The sequence below is a fragment of the Dysosmobacter sp. genome (genome assembly GCF_034093755.1).
Taxonomy (GTDB): Bacteria; Bacillota; Clostridia; order Oscillospirales; family Oscillospiraceae; genus Oscillibacter.
In genome coordinates, this window is record NZ_JAXEBZ010000004.1 from 1 (window position 1) to 14,475 (window position 14,475).

General features: G+C 63.9%; 10 protein-coding genes. 7 read left to right on the forward strand and 3 right to left on the reverse strand.

Annotated features, from left to right (window positions below; all coding sequences use genetic code 11):
• Positions 1–68 precede the first annotated feature (68 nt).
• Positions 69–332 (reverse strand): 30S ribosomal protein S20, encoded by a 264-nt coding sequence (gene rpsT, locus SOX55_RS00240; RefSeq protein WP_325285421.1) that lies wholly within the window; start codon positions 330–332, stop codon positions 69–71.
• 189 nt (positions 333–521) lie between these two features.
• On the opposite strand from rpsT, the gene gpr reads away from it, so the two are divergent.
• Positions 522–1,418 carry a GPR endopeptidase gene (gene gpr / locus SOX55_RS00245; protein WP_325285422.1) on the forward strand — a complete coding sequence of 299 codons (897 nt, stop codon included), beginning with the start codon at positions 522–524 and terminating at the stop codon, positions 1,416–1,418.
• Between the two features lie 892 nt (positions 1,419–2,310).
• Here the strand turns inward: gpr and SOX55_RS00250 are convergent.
• Positions 2,311–3,066, reverse strand: coding sequence for an exodeoxyribonuclease III (locus tag SOX55_RS00250; RefSeq protein WP_325285423.1), 756 nt, complete (start codon positions 3,064–3,066; stop codon positions 2,311–2,313).
• 169 nt (positions 3,067–3,235) lie between these two features.
• Here SOX55_RS00250 and SOX55_RS00255 point away from each other — a divergent pair, with 169 nt between their 5' ends.
• The 6 genes from SOX55_RS00255 (at position 3,236) to SOX55_RS00280 (ending at position 11,838) form a co-directional block, all read left to right on the forward strand.
• Positions 3,236–4,582, forward strand: coding sequence for an MATE family efflux transporter (locus SOX55_RS00255; protein WP_325285424.1), 1,347 nt, complete (start codon positions 3,236–3,238; stop codon positions 4,580–4,582).
• An 87-nt stretch (positions 4,583–4,669) separates the two neighbouring features.
• Positions 4,670–6,649, forward strand: a complete 1,980-nt coding sequence (gene metG / locus SOX55_RS00260) for a methionine--tRNA ligase (RefSeq protein ID WP_325285425.1) — start codon at positions 4,670–4,672, stop codon at positions 6,647–6,649.
• Between the two features lie 1,104 nt (positions 6,650–7,753).
• A complete protein-coding gene (locus SOX55_RS00265) occupies positions 7,754–8,521 on the forward strand; it encodes a TatD family hydrolase (RefSeq protein ID WP_325285426.1) in 768 nt (255 codons plus the stop codon).
• A 3-nt stretch (positions 8,522–8,524) separates the two neighbouring features.
• Positions 8,525–9,148, forward strand: coding sequence for a TatD family nuclease-associated radical SAM protein (locus SOX55_RS00270; protein ID WP_325285427.1), 624 nt, complete (start codon positions 8,525–8,527; stop codon positions 9,146–9,148).
• Between the two features lies 1 nt (position 9,149).
• A complete protein-coding gene (locus SOX55_RS00275) occupies positions 9,150–9,944 on the forward strand; it encodes an MBL fold metallo-hydrolase (RefSeq protein ID WP_325285428.1) in 795 nt (264 codons plus the stop codon).
• Between the two features lie 148 nt (positions 9,945–10,092).
• Positions 10,093–11,838 (forward strand): S-layer homology domain-containing protein, encoded by a 1,746-nt coding sequence (locus SOX55_RS00280; RefSeq protein ID WP_325285429.1) that lies wholly within the window; start codon positions 10,093–10,095, stop codon positions 11,836–11,838.
• Positions 11,839–11,910: 72 nt separating this feature from the next.
• On the opposite strand, the gene spoIIP is transcribed toward SOX55_RS00280, so the two are convergent.
• Positions 11,911–13,092 carry a stage II sporulation protein P gene (gene spoIIP, locus SOX55_RS00285; RefSeq protein ID WP_325285430.1) on the reverse strand — a complete coding sequence of 394 codons (1,182 nt, stop codon included), beginning with the start codon at positions 13,090–13,092 and terminating at the stop codon, positions 11,911–11,913.
• Positions 13,093–14,475 lie beyond the last annotated feature (1,383 nt).

The window sequence follows — 14,475 nt, forward strand, 5'->3', positions numbered from 1 at the left end:
ACAATTCCATCCGGTCAGAGGTAAAAATAAAAGGACATCCGGGCGGATGTCCTTTTGGCTCGACACGATTAGCCGATCTGGTTCAGCTTCAGGGTCATGGCGCTCTTGCGATGAGCAGCCGTGTTCTTGTGCAGAACGCCCTTGGCAACCGCCTGATCGACTTTCTTCACTGCAACCTTGTAAGCGCCATCGGCCTCGGTGCGATTGCCTTCTGCGGCAGCGACCTCGAACTTCTTGATGGCGGTCTTGAGAGCGGACTTCTCAGCCTTATTGCGGGCGTTTCTCGCTTCGGCGATCAGAACGCGCTTTTTGGCAGACTTGATATTCGGCAAACCAAACACCTCCTTAGGCAAAATAGTAAGGGAGATACACGATCTCCCGTGCAGAATGATATTTTAGCAGTTATCTTCCCAAAAAGCAAGGATTTTTTTGCAATTTTTCAACAAAAATTGCATATTGTGCTGAAAACCGTAAAACATACCTTCCAAACACAAGATTTTGTGGCGGAAGGAGCAAAAACCATGTTCAAAAAGCGCACGGACCTGGCGCTGGAGGCCCAGGAGCTGTGGCGGGAGTCGGCGGAGCGCACCTCCCGGCTGCCCGGGGTGAAGGCGGTGAAGCGGAAGCAGGAGGGGTACACCGTCACGGAGGTGCGGGTGCTGGACGAAAGAGGCGCGGAGGCTCTGGGCAAGCCGGTGGGGTCCTACCGCACCGTGGATCTGGCGGGCTTCTGGCAGCGGCGGCCGGACTTTTTTCCCCGGGCGGTGCGGACGGTGGGGACGGAGCTGCGGGAGCTGCTGGCGCCGGAGGGAGCGGTGCTGGTGGTGGGCCTGGGCAACGATGCCATGACCCCGGACGCCATCGGGCCGGAGACGCTGCGCCACCTGCTGGTGACCCGGCATCTCATCGCCTCCCTGCCGAAGCAGTTTGCCGGGTTCCGCCCGGTGGCGGCCTTTGCCGCCGGCGTGCTGGGCACCACCGGCGTGGAGTCCGCCGAGGCGGTGCGGGCGCTGGTGGGAGAGACGAAGCCCGGCTGCGTTATCGCCGTGGACGCCCTGGCGGCCCGGCGGATGGGCCGGGTGTGCAACACGGTGCAGCTCAGCGACGCGGGCATCACCCCCGGCTCCGGGGTGGGGAACCACCGGGCGGCCCTCAGCCGGGAGACATTGGGGGTGCCGGTGATTGCCATCGGCGTGCCCACGGTGGTGGAGGCCTCCACCCTGGCGGCGGACCTGCTGGAGGAGGCGGGCATCCCGGACTTTGACCCCGCCCGGCTGCGCACCGGCGGCGGGGAGATGACCGTCACCACCCGGGACATCGACGCCCAGGTGCGGGACCTTGCCAAGGTGGTGGGGTACGCCATTAACTGGGCGCTGCAGGAGCTGGAGATTGAGGAGATCACAGCGCTGCTGAGCTGATGCACCGGTCCCGGTGCGGGGAATTCCGGTAATCACCGGGGGATGCGCTGAGCAGCGCGGGCTTCCGGCCCCCACTTTTCTTTGCTCGTGCAAAGAAAAGTCGCCGCCGGAGCGGTGGAAAAGAAACACGTTTCGTGGGCTTCCGGCACAGCCGGAAGCCCAGACCGGGGGTCTCCTCAGACGCTGCCGACTAAGTCCGGAAGCCTCCTACCGGGTGCGTCGGACATTGTGCAGATTTGGGACTGCTCCGCCGCAAGTCGGGGCCTGGGTGGTCAACGGGGTGCAAGATCGAAAGGCCCCTGCGTGTTGGCCCCGGGCGTTCCGCTTCCCCGCAAGGAGGACGCGACATCCGTAAGGCGGCAAAGCCGCCAACGGCTGTCCAGTCGCTACGCCCTACCTGGGCAATAAACGATAACCACTCCGGGGATGCGCGTAGCGAAGCGGAACGCGCGGGCAGAGAAGGACAGTCCTTTCGGTTTTCCACCACGACGACCACCGCACTCACGCAACTTGCGGCGGCAGACTTTCGATGAGCACCGGTGTATAGCGCACCCGGCAGAAGATTTCCGGATTCTGTCGGCAGCGTCTGAGGAGACCCCCGGTCTACCCATTGGCGGCGCCAAAGGGTACGCCCAGCGCTTTTTTCTTCCACCGTGCACGGCGCAGAAGGTGAATTGCCGCAAAGCGGCAAGAGAAGCCCCTCTGGAGGGTTCTTTTTCGGCAAGACGAAAAAGAATGGGGGGTGCAAAGCCGCAGCCTTCGCTGCACCTCCCTGCACCCGGACGGGTGCATCCCCGCCGGGGTCCCGGCATTTTCCGCACCGAAAGCGGTGCATTATCCTCCGGCAATGGCCGGAGAGCCTCCGGTCTCCGGAAAAGACTGCAAAAGACAGTCAGTCTTCCAAATCCAGCACCACGGGGCAGTGGTCGCTGCCCATCACCTCGCTCCAGATGTCGGCGTTTTTGATCCGGCCGCGCAGCCGGTCGGAGACGATAAAGTAGTCAATGCGCCAGCCGGCGTTGTTCTTCCGGGCGTTGAAGCGGTAGCTCCACCAGGAGTAGGCGTCGGTTTTGTCGGGGTAGAGATAGCGGAAGGTGTCGGTAAAGCCGGAGGAGAGCAGCCGGGTCATCTTCTCCCGCTCCTCGTCGGTGAAGCCGGGGTTGCGGCGGTTGCTCTTGGGGTTCTTGATGTCGATCTCCTCATGGGCCACGTTCAGATCGCCACAGTACACCACCGGCTTCTTTTCGTCCAGCTCCTGCAGATACGCCCGGATGTCGTCCTCCCAAGCCATGCGGTAGTCCAGCCGGGCCAGCTGGTCCTTGGAGTTGGGGGTGTAGCAGCACACCAGATAGAAGTCCTCAAACTCGGCGGTGATGACCCGCCCCTCGTGGCGGTGCTCGTCGATGCCGAAGTCATAGGTTACCGACAGCGGCTCCCGCCGGGTGAACACGGCGGTGCCGGAGTAGCCGGCCTTGTCGGCGCTGTTCCAGAAGCGGGTGTAGCCGGGCAGGTCGAACTCCGCCTGCTCCGGCCGCATCTTCGTCTCCTGCAGGCAGATGACGTCGGCGTCGGCAAAGGCGCAGAAGTCCAGAAATCCCTTTCCCAGGCAGGAGCGCAGGCCGTTGACGTTCCAGGAAACCAGTCGCATAAGGCATGATTCCTCTCTTTCTTTGGGTTGATCTGATTTTACCCCAAACCCGGCGGGAAAACAACCTTGCTCTTTTCCGGGAAAAGAGGTAGAGTAAGAGGCGAATCCAAGAATCAGAGAGAATCAGAGGTAAATGTGTATGTCAGAGAAAAGCAGCGGAACCAGAAACATGACAACCGGCAGCCCCGCGGGGCATATCCTGGCCTTTGCCCTGCCCCTGGTGGCGGGCAGCCTGCTCCAGCAGCTTTATAATATGGTGGACTCCTGGGTGGTGGGCAACTATGTGGGCAGCGGCGCCCTGGCGGCGGTGGGCATGGCCTTCCCGGTGATGACCATGTTCACGGCGTTGTTCATCGGCATCGGCAACGGCGGCACGGTGGTCATTGCCCAGTTTTTCGGCGCCGGACGCATGGACAAGGTCCGCCAGACGGTGGACAGCATCTACACCGCCTTCATCACCGCCGCCGTCCCCCTGACGGTGTTCGCCCTGCTGATGGTTCGGCCGGTGGTGACCTTCATGCAGGTGGAGGACAGCGCCGTTCAGGAGACCTGCCTGTATCTCTCCATCATCTGCGCGGGGCTGACAGGCAACATCGGCTATAACATCACTGCCGGCATTCTGGGGGGCCTGGGCAACTCCCGCAGCACGCTGCTGTTTCTGGCCGTAGCCGCCGTCATCAACACGGTGCTGGACCTGGTGTTCGTGCTGTCCTTCGGCATGGGGGTGATGGGCGTGGCCCTGGCCACCATCATCGCCCAGACCGCCTCGTGGCTGTTCAGCCTGGTGTATATCAACCGGAAGTACCGGGACATCGCCATCCACCCCTTCTGCTTCCGGTTCGACCGGCAGCTGTTCGGCCAGGTGATGAAAATCGGCCTCCCCGCCGGCGTCCAGATGGCCATGGTGTCCCTGGGCGTCATGGTGGTGATGGGCAAGGCCAACAGCTACGGCAAGGAGTTCATGGCCGGCTACAACGTGGGCGGCAAGATCGACACCGTCACGTTCCTGTTCATCCAGAGCGTCTCCGCCGCCGTCACCGCCTTCGTGGGCCAGAACATGGGCGCCCGAAAGATGGACCGGGTGCGCCGGGGCATCCGGGCGGCGGTGGGTATGTCCATCGCCTGGTGCCTGGTGACCATGGTGCTCATCATCCCCTTCCGCAGCCAGCTGGTGGCCATTTTCAGCCCCGATCCCAAGGTCATCTACGCCGGCAGCTGCTACCTGCTGGCCATCATGTGGGGCTACCCCGTGTTTGCCGGCATGTTCGTCCTCAACGCCGCCCTCCGGGGCACCGGCGAGAGCGTGTTCCCCATGGTGACCACCATCATCTCCATGATCGTGCTGCGGATTCCCTGCGTCTACTGGATCGCCGCCCGCTTCGGCGCGGGCGCCATGTTCTTCGGCTTCATCCCCGGCTGGGTGGTGGGCCTGGTGATGGCGTCGGTGAACTTCCTGTCCGGCCGCTGGACCCGCCACGCCCTGCCCACGGAGGAAAATCCGGCGGAACCGTTGTAATTTCAGGAAAAACGGAGTAGAATATTTAATTACGTGAGAATACCGGCGCTCTTTCATTCGGAGCCGCCGTGAAAAAGGAGAACACCCATGGAAAAGAAAAAGTTTTACATCACCACCCCCATCTACTATCCCTCCGACAAGCTCCACATCGGCCATACCTACTGCACCGTGGCCACCGACGCCATGGCCCGCTACAAGCGCCTGGCCGGGTATGACGTCATGTTCCTCACCGGCACCGACGAGCACGGCCAGAAGATTGAGGACAAGGCCCGGGAGGCCGGCGTGTCCCCCAAGGAATTCGTGGACGGCATCGTGGAGGGTCCCCGGGGTGTCAAGGACCTGTGGAAGCTGATGAACATCTCCAATGACCGCTTCATCCGCACCACAGATGACTACCATGTGGCGTCCATCCAGAAGATCTTCAAAAAGATGTATGACAACGGCGACATCTACAAGGGCACCTACAAGGGCAAGTACTGCAAGCCCTGCGAGTCCTTCTGGACCGAGAGCCAGCTGGTGGACGGCAAGTGCCCCGACTGCGGCCGGGAGGTGCAGGACGCGGAGGAGGAGGCCTACTTCTTCCGCCTGAGCAAGTATGCCGACCGGGTCCGGGACCTGCTGGTGAACACCGACTTCCTGCAGCCCCGCAGCCGGGTCAACGAGATGGTGAAAAACTTCATCGACCCCGGTCTGGAGGACCTGTGCGTCTCCCGCACCAGCTTCACCTGGGGCATTCCCGTGGACTTCGACCCGGGCCATGTGGTCTATGTGTGGGTGGACGCCCTGTTCAACTACACCACCGCCCTGGGCTTCCTGAACGATGAGTACCATGATTACGATAAATACTGGCCCGCCGACGTCCACTTCGTGGGCAAGGAGATCGTCCGGTTCCACTCCATCATCTGGCCCGCCATGCTGATGAGCATGGGCATGCCCCTGCCCAAGCACGTGTTCGGCCACGGCTGGCTGCTGCTGGACGGCGGCAAGATGTCCAAGTCCAAGGGCAACGTGGTGGACCCCTATATCCTGGCGGAGCAGTTCGGCGTGGACGCCCTGCGGTTCTTCCTGATGCGCACCTTCCCCTTCGGCTCCGACGGCAACTTCTCCAACGAGCTGCTGATCCAGACCATCAACGTGGACCTGGCCAACGACCTGGGCAACCTGGTGTCCCGCACCACCGCCATGGTGGGCAAGTACTTCGGCGGCGCTCTGCCGGAGGGCTGCTCCAAATGGGATGCCCCCGAGGCCTGCGACACCGACCTCATCGCTATGGCCTCCGCCCTGCGGAATGCCTATGAGGCCCAGATGGAAGCCTACGCCCCCCACAACGCCCTGGCGGAGGTGTTCAAGGTCATCCAGCGGGCCAACAAGTATATCGACGAGACTGCCCCCTGGGCCCTGGCCAAGGACATGGACGCCAACGGCAAGCGGCTGGCCCACGTGCTGTACAACCTGCTGGAGGCCACCCGCGTCTGCGGCATCCTGCTGAGCCCCTTCATGCCGGAGAGCTGCGGGAAGCTGTTTGTGCAGATCGGCGCCGGCGCCGGGTGCCAGACCTGGGAGTCCGCCGCCGTGTGGGGCAGCCGTCCGGAGACCGCCCCCACCACCAAGGGCGAGAACCTGTTCCCCCGCATCGACGTGGACAAGGCCCTGGAGGCTCTGGCCGCCGCCGAGGAGGCCGCCAAAAAGGCCGCCCTCCCCGACGTGGAGGTGGAGCCCCAGCTGGAGGAGAAGGTGGACTTCGACACCTTCTGCAAGTGCGACTTCCGGGCCGTGAAGGTGAAGGACTGCCAGCCGGTGAAAAAGAGCGCCAAGCTGCTGCGCTTCACCCTGGACGACGGCACCGGCACCGACCGCCAGATCCTCTCCGGCATCGCCAAGTGGTATAAGCCGGAGGACCTGGTGGGCAAGACCCTGGTGGCCATCGTGAACCTGCCGCCCCGGAAGATGATGGGCCTGGACTCCTGCGGCATGCTGATCTCCGCCGTCCACACCGAAAAGGGCGAGGAGAAGCTGAACCTGATCATGGTGGATGACGCCATCCCCGCCGGCGCCAAGCTCTGCTGATGATATGACATACAGCCCCTGCCGGGATGACCTGGCGGGGGCTGTTTTTTGCGCCGGACCCGGCGGGATGCAGCGAAGGCTGCAGGCTTTCCGGCTATTGCCGGGGAATGTTGCACCGCTTTCGGTGCGGAAATGTGACGAAGGTCACTGCTTTGCACCCCCCATTTTCTTTGGGTCTTGCCCAAAGAAAACGGGCCGTGCACGGTCCAAAAGAAAGGCGCTTTTTTCGCCTTTGTACACAAAGGCTGACGGGAGATTCCTCAGACGGTGCCGACGGCGTCGTCGCAAAGTCCGCTTTACGTGAAAAGCCCTGCGTGAAAGGGCTTCTCACGTGTCGCTCCCTTGCTCCTCCTTTTCCCACCGCAAACGCTTCGCTGGTTTGCGGTGGGAGCCCTGGGGAAATCTTCTGCCGGCTGCGCTATACACAGTGCAAATTCGATACTGCTCCGCCGCAAGTTGCGGGAGTTCGGTGGTCGTCGCGGTGGAAAACCGAAAGGACTGTCCTTCTCTGCCCGCGCGTTCCGCTTCCCCGCAAGGGGGACGCGACATCCGTAAGGCGGCAAAGCCGCCAACGGCTGTCCAGTCGCTACGCGCATACCCGGGCAGTTGCGGAGGAATGCGGAACGGAGCAGCCCCGTCAACCACCCCGGTAGGGCGTAGCGAAGCGGAACGCCCGGGGCCAATACGCAGGGGCCTTCCGATTCTGCACCCCGTTGACCATCCAGGCCCCAATTTGCGGCGGCAGACTTTCGACGAGCACCGGTGTATAGCGCAGCCGGCAGGAGACCCGCAAGTTTCCACCGCAGGGTCTGAGAAGACTCCCGGTCTGACCTTTGCGGAGCCAAAGGGTACGCCCGGCGTTTTTCTTTTCCACCGGGCGCGGCGACTTTTCTTTTGACGCGTCAAAAGAAAAGTGGGGGCGCATCCCCCGCGGGGAACCCGCGACCCCCGCACCGGCTCCGGTGCAAAGCCGCGGCCTTCGCCGCCCCCCGGCACCCGGGTGGGTGCATCCCTTCATAAGCCATTTGTAAAAAATGTGCAGTGTTGCATTTGCCGGCGCAACCGTCTATAATAACTCCTATCAAACCACCGGGAGGCACCGCCATGATCTTCGACACCCATGCCCATTATGACTCCAACGGCTTCAACGCCGACCGCCACGCGGTCCTGTCCTCCCTGCCGGAGCGGGGCGTGGGACTGGTGGTGGACCCGGGGTGCGACCTCCCCAGCTCCCGGGCGGCCATCGCCCTGGCGGAGCAATACCCCCACGTCTACGCCGCCGTGGGCATCCACCCCAGCGACTGCGCCGGGACGGACGAGGAGAGCTACGCCGCCCTGCGGGAGCTGTGCGGCCGCGAAAAGGTGGTGGCCGTGGGGGAGATCGGCCTGGACTACTACTGGGACAGCAACCCGCCCAGGGAATTCCAGCAGCAGGTGCTGCGCCGCCAGCTGGAGCTGGCGCTGGAGCTGGACCTGCCGGTGATCATCCACGACCGGGAGGCCCACGGCGACACCATGGCGGTGATCCGGGACTACCCGGCGCTGCGGGGGGTGTTCCACTGCTTCTCCGGCAGCCCGGAGATGGCGGAGGAGCTGCTGAACTGGGGCTGGTACCTGGGCTTTGACGGCCCCATCACCTACAAGAACGCCCGCCGGGCGCCGGAGGTGGCGGCCATCACCCCTCTGGACCGCATCCTCATTGAGACGGACGCCCCCTACCTCTCCCCCGTCCCCTTCCGGGGCAAGCGGAACGATTCCGCCAACCTGCCCTACGTGGTGGAAAAACTGGCGGAGTGGAAGGGCGTCACCCCCGCCGAGATGGAGCGCATTACCTGGGAAAACGGAAAACGACTGTTCAGAATCGAGGTCTGAATCATGGAAAAAGGCTTTACCATCACCTATGAATACGGGGACAATCTGTACGTGAACCCCACTAACCGCTGCGACTTCAACTGCGAGTTCTGCCTGCGGCACAACCAGGGCTCCGGCGGCAGCATCTACACCCACAACCTCTGGCTGAAGCGGGAGCCTACCAAGGAGGAGCTGCTGGAGTCCATTGAGAGCCATGACCTGAGCAGGTACAAACAGCTGGTGTTTGTGGGCTTCGGCGAGCCCAGCTACCGCATGGAGGACATCTGCTGGGTCATCGACCGGATGAAGGAGCACGGCACCAAAATCTTCACCCGCATGGACACCAACGGCACCGGCTCGTTGATCCACGGCCGGGACATCGCCCCCGACTTTGCCGGCCGGTTCGACATGGTGTCCGTCTCCCTGAACAATGACACGGCGGAGAAGTACAACGCCATCTGCCACCCCATCTACCCCGACGCCTACGAGGCCATGAAGGAATTCACCAAAGAGGTGCGCAAGTACGTGCCCACGGTGATGATGACCGTGGTGGACACCATCCCCCCCGAGGAGATTGAAAACTGCCGCCGCATCTGCGAGGACGAGATCGGCGCCGTCTACCGCGTCCGGGAATACATTGCCGACTGATATGAAGCTGACGGTTCTGACGGACAACAACACCTATATCGACCGCTATTTTCTGGGGGAGCCCGCCTTTTCCTGCTTCCTGGAAACCGGCGGCAGGCGGGTGCTGCTGGACACCGGCTACTCCGATGTGTTTCTGAAAAACGCCGGGAAGCTGGGCCTGCCGGCGGCGGACAGCGACTTTGTGGTGCTGTCCCACGGCCACAATGACCACACCGGCGGCCTGCGCCCCCTGATGGCGGCCATGGGGGACCGGCGCTCCGCGCTGGTGGCCCATCCGGCGGTGTTTGAGTCGAAATTCGACGGCGGGGAGCCGGTGGGCAGCCCCGTGACGGCGGAGGAGCTGTCCGAGCGGTTCGACCTGCGGCTGTCGGCGGAGCCGGTGTGGCTGACGGAGCGGCTGGTGTTTCTGGGGGAAATCCCGGAGCTGGCGGAGCCGCGGATGCCGGTGGGCACCCTGTCCGACGGATCGCCGGACCGGTGCCTGGACGACTCGGCCCTGGCCTACCGGGGGGAAAACGGCGTCTATATCGTCACCGGCTGCTCCCACAGCGGCATCTGCAACATCGCCGAGTACGCCAAGCAGGTGACGGGCCAGCGGCGGGTGGCCGGGATTCTGGGCGGCTTCCACCTGCTGGAGCGGGACCGGCGCAGCCGCCGCGCCCTGGAGTATCTGGAGCGGGAGGCCGTGGGAGAGCTGTGGCCCTGCCACTGCACCGGCTTCCGGGTCCGCGCGGAGATGGCACGCACCATGGACATCGGCGAAGTGGGCGTGGGACTGGAGCTGGAATGGAAGTGAAGACACACGGCGCGGCGGAAGCCGCGCCGTTCCTTTTCACCATGGAAATGCCGCTTCCGGCCGCCTTGACAACCCCGGCTCCGAAAGAGTAAAATAATGGAAACCCCGTTTCAGAATACGGAAATACGACCGGAATGAGGTAAGTGCCATGAAAAAACGCGTACTCTCTCTGATGCTGGCCCTGATGCTCTGCGCCGCCCTGGCGGTTCCCGCCGCCGCCAAGGACAACTCCATCAAGCAGGTGGAGGCCGGATATCTGCTTTCCCTGATGGTGACCAACGGCGGCGATCTGTACGGCTGCGGCAGCAACTTTTCCGGCGGCCATGCTTACCCGGAGAGTTATCCCCTGGGAACCGGCGTGACCATGACTGAGCTATCCGGACCCGGCGGCTACCTCGTGACCCGTCCCCAGAAGATCGCGGAGGGTGTGGAAAAGGTGGCCGCCTCCAAGGCGCCCTCCTCCCAGGCCCAGGGCAGCATTGCCGCCGGCAGCCATATTCTGATCCTGATGAAAAACGGCGATCTCTACGGCATGGGCGACAATTACTGCGGCCAGCTGGGCAAGGGGGACCGCCAGCAGCACCACGGCATGCAGTTCATCATGGGCGGCGTGCGGGACGTGGCCTGCACCGCCACCGCCAGCATCTTCATCACCGATAACGGCGACCTCTACTGGTGCGGCCTGCTGATGCAGCAGAATGCCATGAATGCCCAGCTCTGCTATGAGCCGTCTCCCGTGAAGGCCCTGTCCGATGTGAAGGCTGTGGACGGCGGCGGAGAGCATATCGTGGCTCTGAAACAGGACGGCACCGTCTGGACCATGGGCTGCGCCTATGGCGGAGCGCTGGGCAACGGCGTCACCAGCGGCTTCAGCCCCACCTTTATCCAGGTGTTCAGCGGCGCGGACAGCGTCAGCGCCGGCTGCAGCTACACCATGGCCCTGAAGGCGGACGGCACCCTGTACGGCTGGGGCTACAACGGCTGCGGCCAGCTGGGCCGTGATTTCACGACCTACAGAACGGTGAGCACGCCCGTTCCGGTGATGACCGGCGTGAAGAGCGTGGAGTGCGGCTACTACACCACCCATGTGATCAAGACGGACAACACCCTGTGGAGCATGGGCTGGAACTACCACGGCGAGATGGGCCAGGGCTCCATGGACCCCATCTGCGTCGCCACACCCAAAAAGACCCTCAGCGGCGTGGCCTCCGTCGCCGGCGGCTACCTCCACACCCTGGCGCTGAAAACCGACGGCACTATGGTGGGCTGCGGCCAGAGCTACTGCTGTGAGCTGGGCGATGGCAAATCCGTCCACCAGGTCCTGTCCTGGATTCCCGCCGGACTCACCGCCAGCCCCATCCTGGAGGAGGGCGCCCTGCCCTTTACGGATGTGCCCGCAGGCGCCTACTACTACGATCCGGTGCAGTGGGCGGTGGACAATCACATCACCACCGGCACCACCGTCACCACCTTCTCCCCCAACAACCCCTGCACCCGGGCCCAGATCATCACCTTCCTCTGGCGGGCCGCCGATGACGACGCGCTCTATATGGTGGAGCAGATCGACGATGTGGCGGATGGAGACTGGTTCTACAGCGCCGTCCGCTGGGCGGTCCAGAATCAGATCGTCCCCAATTCCGGTAAATTCTACCCCAACAGCCCCTGTACCCGGGCGGCCACGGTGGAGTTTATGTGGAGAGCCGCGGGAAGCCCCTATTATGACGTCTCCAAGCTGCCCTTTACCGATGTGAAGGCCGGCGCCTCCTATGCCCAGGCCGTGGCCTGGGCGCTGGACAAGGGCGTCACCTCCGGCACCACCGCCACCACCTTCTCCCCCAATGCCACCTGTACCCGCGCCCAGATTGCCGCGTTTATGTACCGGGCCTTTGCGTAAAGGCCGCGGCAGGAAGAACCGAACCGCCCAAAGGCTGCCGAAAAAGTCCGCCGGACTTTTTCGGCAGCCTTTTCATGCGCCCTTTTTCAGCGTCTCCGCCATGGACCGGGCGAACAGCCGCCCCGCCAGCACCGCCTCGTCGGGGGAGTTGCCGGCGGCGCCCACCTCCAGCAGCAGCGCGCCGGGGGTCACGTGCTGGTTGTACCGGGAGTTGCGCAGCAGAATGGGCCGCATCAGGGTGGGGTACTGCTCCAGCACATCTGCCTGCAATTGCACCGCCAGCTTCAGGTTCTCCCGCCAGTTGGGGTGGGTGAGGCCGGAGCCGTCGCTGCCCACCACCAGCGTCAGCTGGGCCGCCGTGCCCTCCTCCACCACCGACACCACCTTGTACTGGTTCCCCTCAGCGTCCTCCACCGCGTCCCGGTGAACGTCCAGCACGAAGCGGATGGAGGGGTACTCCTCCAGGTACCGCTCCACCGATTCCAGGGACCGGTCATAGGCGCCGGAGTAGGCGGGGTAGTCGTACATGCTGCGGTCGTGGAGCACGGGGATGCCGGCGTCGGCAAAGGCCTGGGCCATCTCGTCCCCCACCCGCACCACGCCGCAGCGGGTGTCGGTGGTGCGGTGGTCGCCGGTGTAGGTGATGTCCGTCCCCTCCGGCGGGGTGTAGCACTCGCTGCCGTGGGTGTGGACAATGAGAATCTGCGGCTCGCCGCTGCCGCTTCCCAGCACGGCGGCGGGAGGCTCCGTCAGCTCCTGCAGGGAAAGGCCGCAGCCGGTGGCGTTGCTGATGTACACCTTCCCCGCCACCGTGTAGCCCGACGGTCCGCCGGGCACCAGCGTCCGGGCGGGGACGCCGTTGTCCGTCTCCGGCAGAGGCGTCTCCACCGGGGTCTCCGTCACCGGGCGGGTGACGATGGGCGGCTCCGGCTCCGTGTTCTCCGGGGCGGGGCGGTCCCCCTCCTCCCGGGTCCACAGGTCCGCAACCTCCTCCTTCGCGCTGAGCAGCAGCGGCGACTGGCTGATGGCCAGCATGGCGGCGGCGGACATGGGGTCCTCCTCCCGCCGCAGGTCGCCCAGCTCCCACCGCAGCACCGACAGCGGCAGCGCTTCCCAGGCGGCGGAGGCCGCGGCGGAGAAGGTCTGTGCCCCCGCCGTCACCGCCGCCAGCCATAGCGTGGCCCCCGCCGCCGTCAGGGCCAGCAGCCGCCGCCGGGCCGAGCGGAGACGCTGATGAAAAACGGCCTTGTCCATGGTCGTCCCACCTCCTTTGGACAGACCCTATGCGGGAGGGAGGGAAAAAAGAACCTCCCCGGTCAGGGGAGGGGGGCGCAGGCCGCGGGCTTTTGCGGCCATTGCCGGGGGAATTGCGCCGGTTTCGGTGCTGGAAATTGCCGGGACCCCGGCGGGGATGCACCTATCCGGGTGCCCGGGGTGCCGACCATCGTCGGCGGGATTGCAAACCACCGTCGCGGCAGTACGATTCCCGGCCCCGTTGGGGCCGCCAATCGTGCCGCTTCCTCGAAACAGGCTTGCTGTTTCCGCCGCTGGCGGCGCTTCGCCTGTGTCCCCCATTTTCTTTGGGTCTTGCCCAAAGAAAATGGGCCGTGCACGGTCCAAAAGAAAGGGGCTTTTTTGCCTTTGTACACAAAGGCCGACGGGAGATTTCTCAGACGGTGCTTCCCGTGCCCAGAAGTCTCCTGCCGGCTGCGTCGGACATTGTGCGGATTTGGAACTGCTCCGCCGCAAGTTGCGGGAGTGCGGCGATTGTCGGGCTGGAAAACCGAAAGGACTGTCCTTCTACGCCCGCGCGTGCCGCTTCCCCGCACGGGGGACGCGACATCCGTATGGCGGCAACGCCGCCAACGGCTGTCCAGTCGCTACGCGCATAGCCAGGCGGTTGCGGAGGGAAACGAAACGGAGCGCCCCATCAACCACCCCGGTAGGGCGTAGCGAAGCGGAACGCCCGAGGCCAAACCGTAGGGGCCTTTCGGTTCTGCACCCCGCTGACCGCCCAGACCCCGACTTGCGGCGGCAGGTTTTCAATCTTCATTCAATGTTCGGCGCATCCGGCAGAAGGCTGCCGGACTTAGTCGGCAGTGTCTGAGGAGACCCCCGGTCTGGTCTTTCGGCATAGCCGAAAGACCACAAACCGTGTTTCTTTTCCACCGCTCCGGCGGCGACTTTTCTTTGCACGAGCAAAGAAAATGGGGGAAACAGGCGAAGCGCCGCCAGCGGCGGAAACAGCGAGGGCTGTTTCGAGGAAGCGGCACGATTGGCGGCCCCAACGGGGCCGGGAATCGTATCGCCGCGACGGTGGTTCCGGGAAGCCCAGCCGGGGGTCCACTTCGGCGCGTCGCAGGCGGAATCGTATCGCCGCGACGGTGGTTCCGGGAAGCCCGCGGCCTTCGCCGCACTTCCTGTGCCCGGATGGGCGCGCCCCCGCCTCCCGGTCGAGGGGAGACCATCAAAAAACCGGACGGCTTGTGGGCCGTCCTGTAGGATTGTCAAACATATTGGACAGAGAACTCAAAAGGAGATAGCCAGCCAAGAGGCCTCATGGGAAAGTTGTTGGAACGGCGGTTATGGATGGCAAGCTGCTTTTCGAAGTCCGCAAGGGAGTAAAAGCTGTGGGAA

Bases quoted from the DNA above. Each gene is read 5' to 3' on its own strand.
- SOX55_RS00275 (WP_325285428.1), top strand. From the start codon at position 9,150: ATGAAGCTGACGGTTCTGACGGACAACAACACCTATATCGACCGCTAT.
- metG (WP_325285425.1), top strand. From the start codon at position 4,670: ATGGAAAAGAAAAAGTTTTACATCACCACCCCCATCTACTATCCCTCC.
- SOX55_RS00250 (WP_325285423.1), bottom strand. From the start codon at position 3,066: ATGCGACTGGTTTCCTGGAACGTCAACGGCCTGCGCTCCTGCCTGGGA.
- SOX55_RS00255 (WP_325285424.1), top strand. From the start codon at position 3,236: ATGACAACCGGCAGCCCCGCGGGGCATATCCTGGCCTTTGCCCTGCCC.
- SOX55_RS00280 (WP_325285429.1), top strand. From the start codon at position 10,093: ATGAAAAAACGCGTACTCTCTCTGATGCTGGCCCTGATGCTCTGCGCC.
- SOX55_RS00270 (WP_325285427.1), top strand. From the start codon at position 8,525: ATGGAAAAAGGCTTTACCATCACCTATGAATACGGGGACAATCTGTAC.
- SOX55_RS00265 (WP_325285426.1), top strand. From the start codon at position 7,754: ATGATCTTCGACACCCATGCCCATTATGACTCCAACGGCTTCAACGCC.
- gpr (WP_325285422.1), top strand. From the start codon at position 522: ATGTTCAAAAAGCGCACGGACCTGGCGCTGGAGGCCCAGGAGCTGTGG.
- spoIIP (WP_325285430.1), bottom strand. From the start codon at position 13,092: ATGGACAAGGCCGTTTTTCATCAGCGTCTCCGCTCGGCCCGGCGGCGG.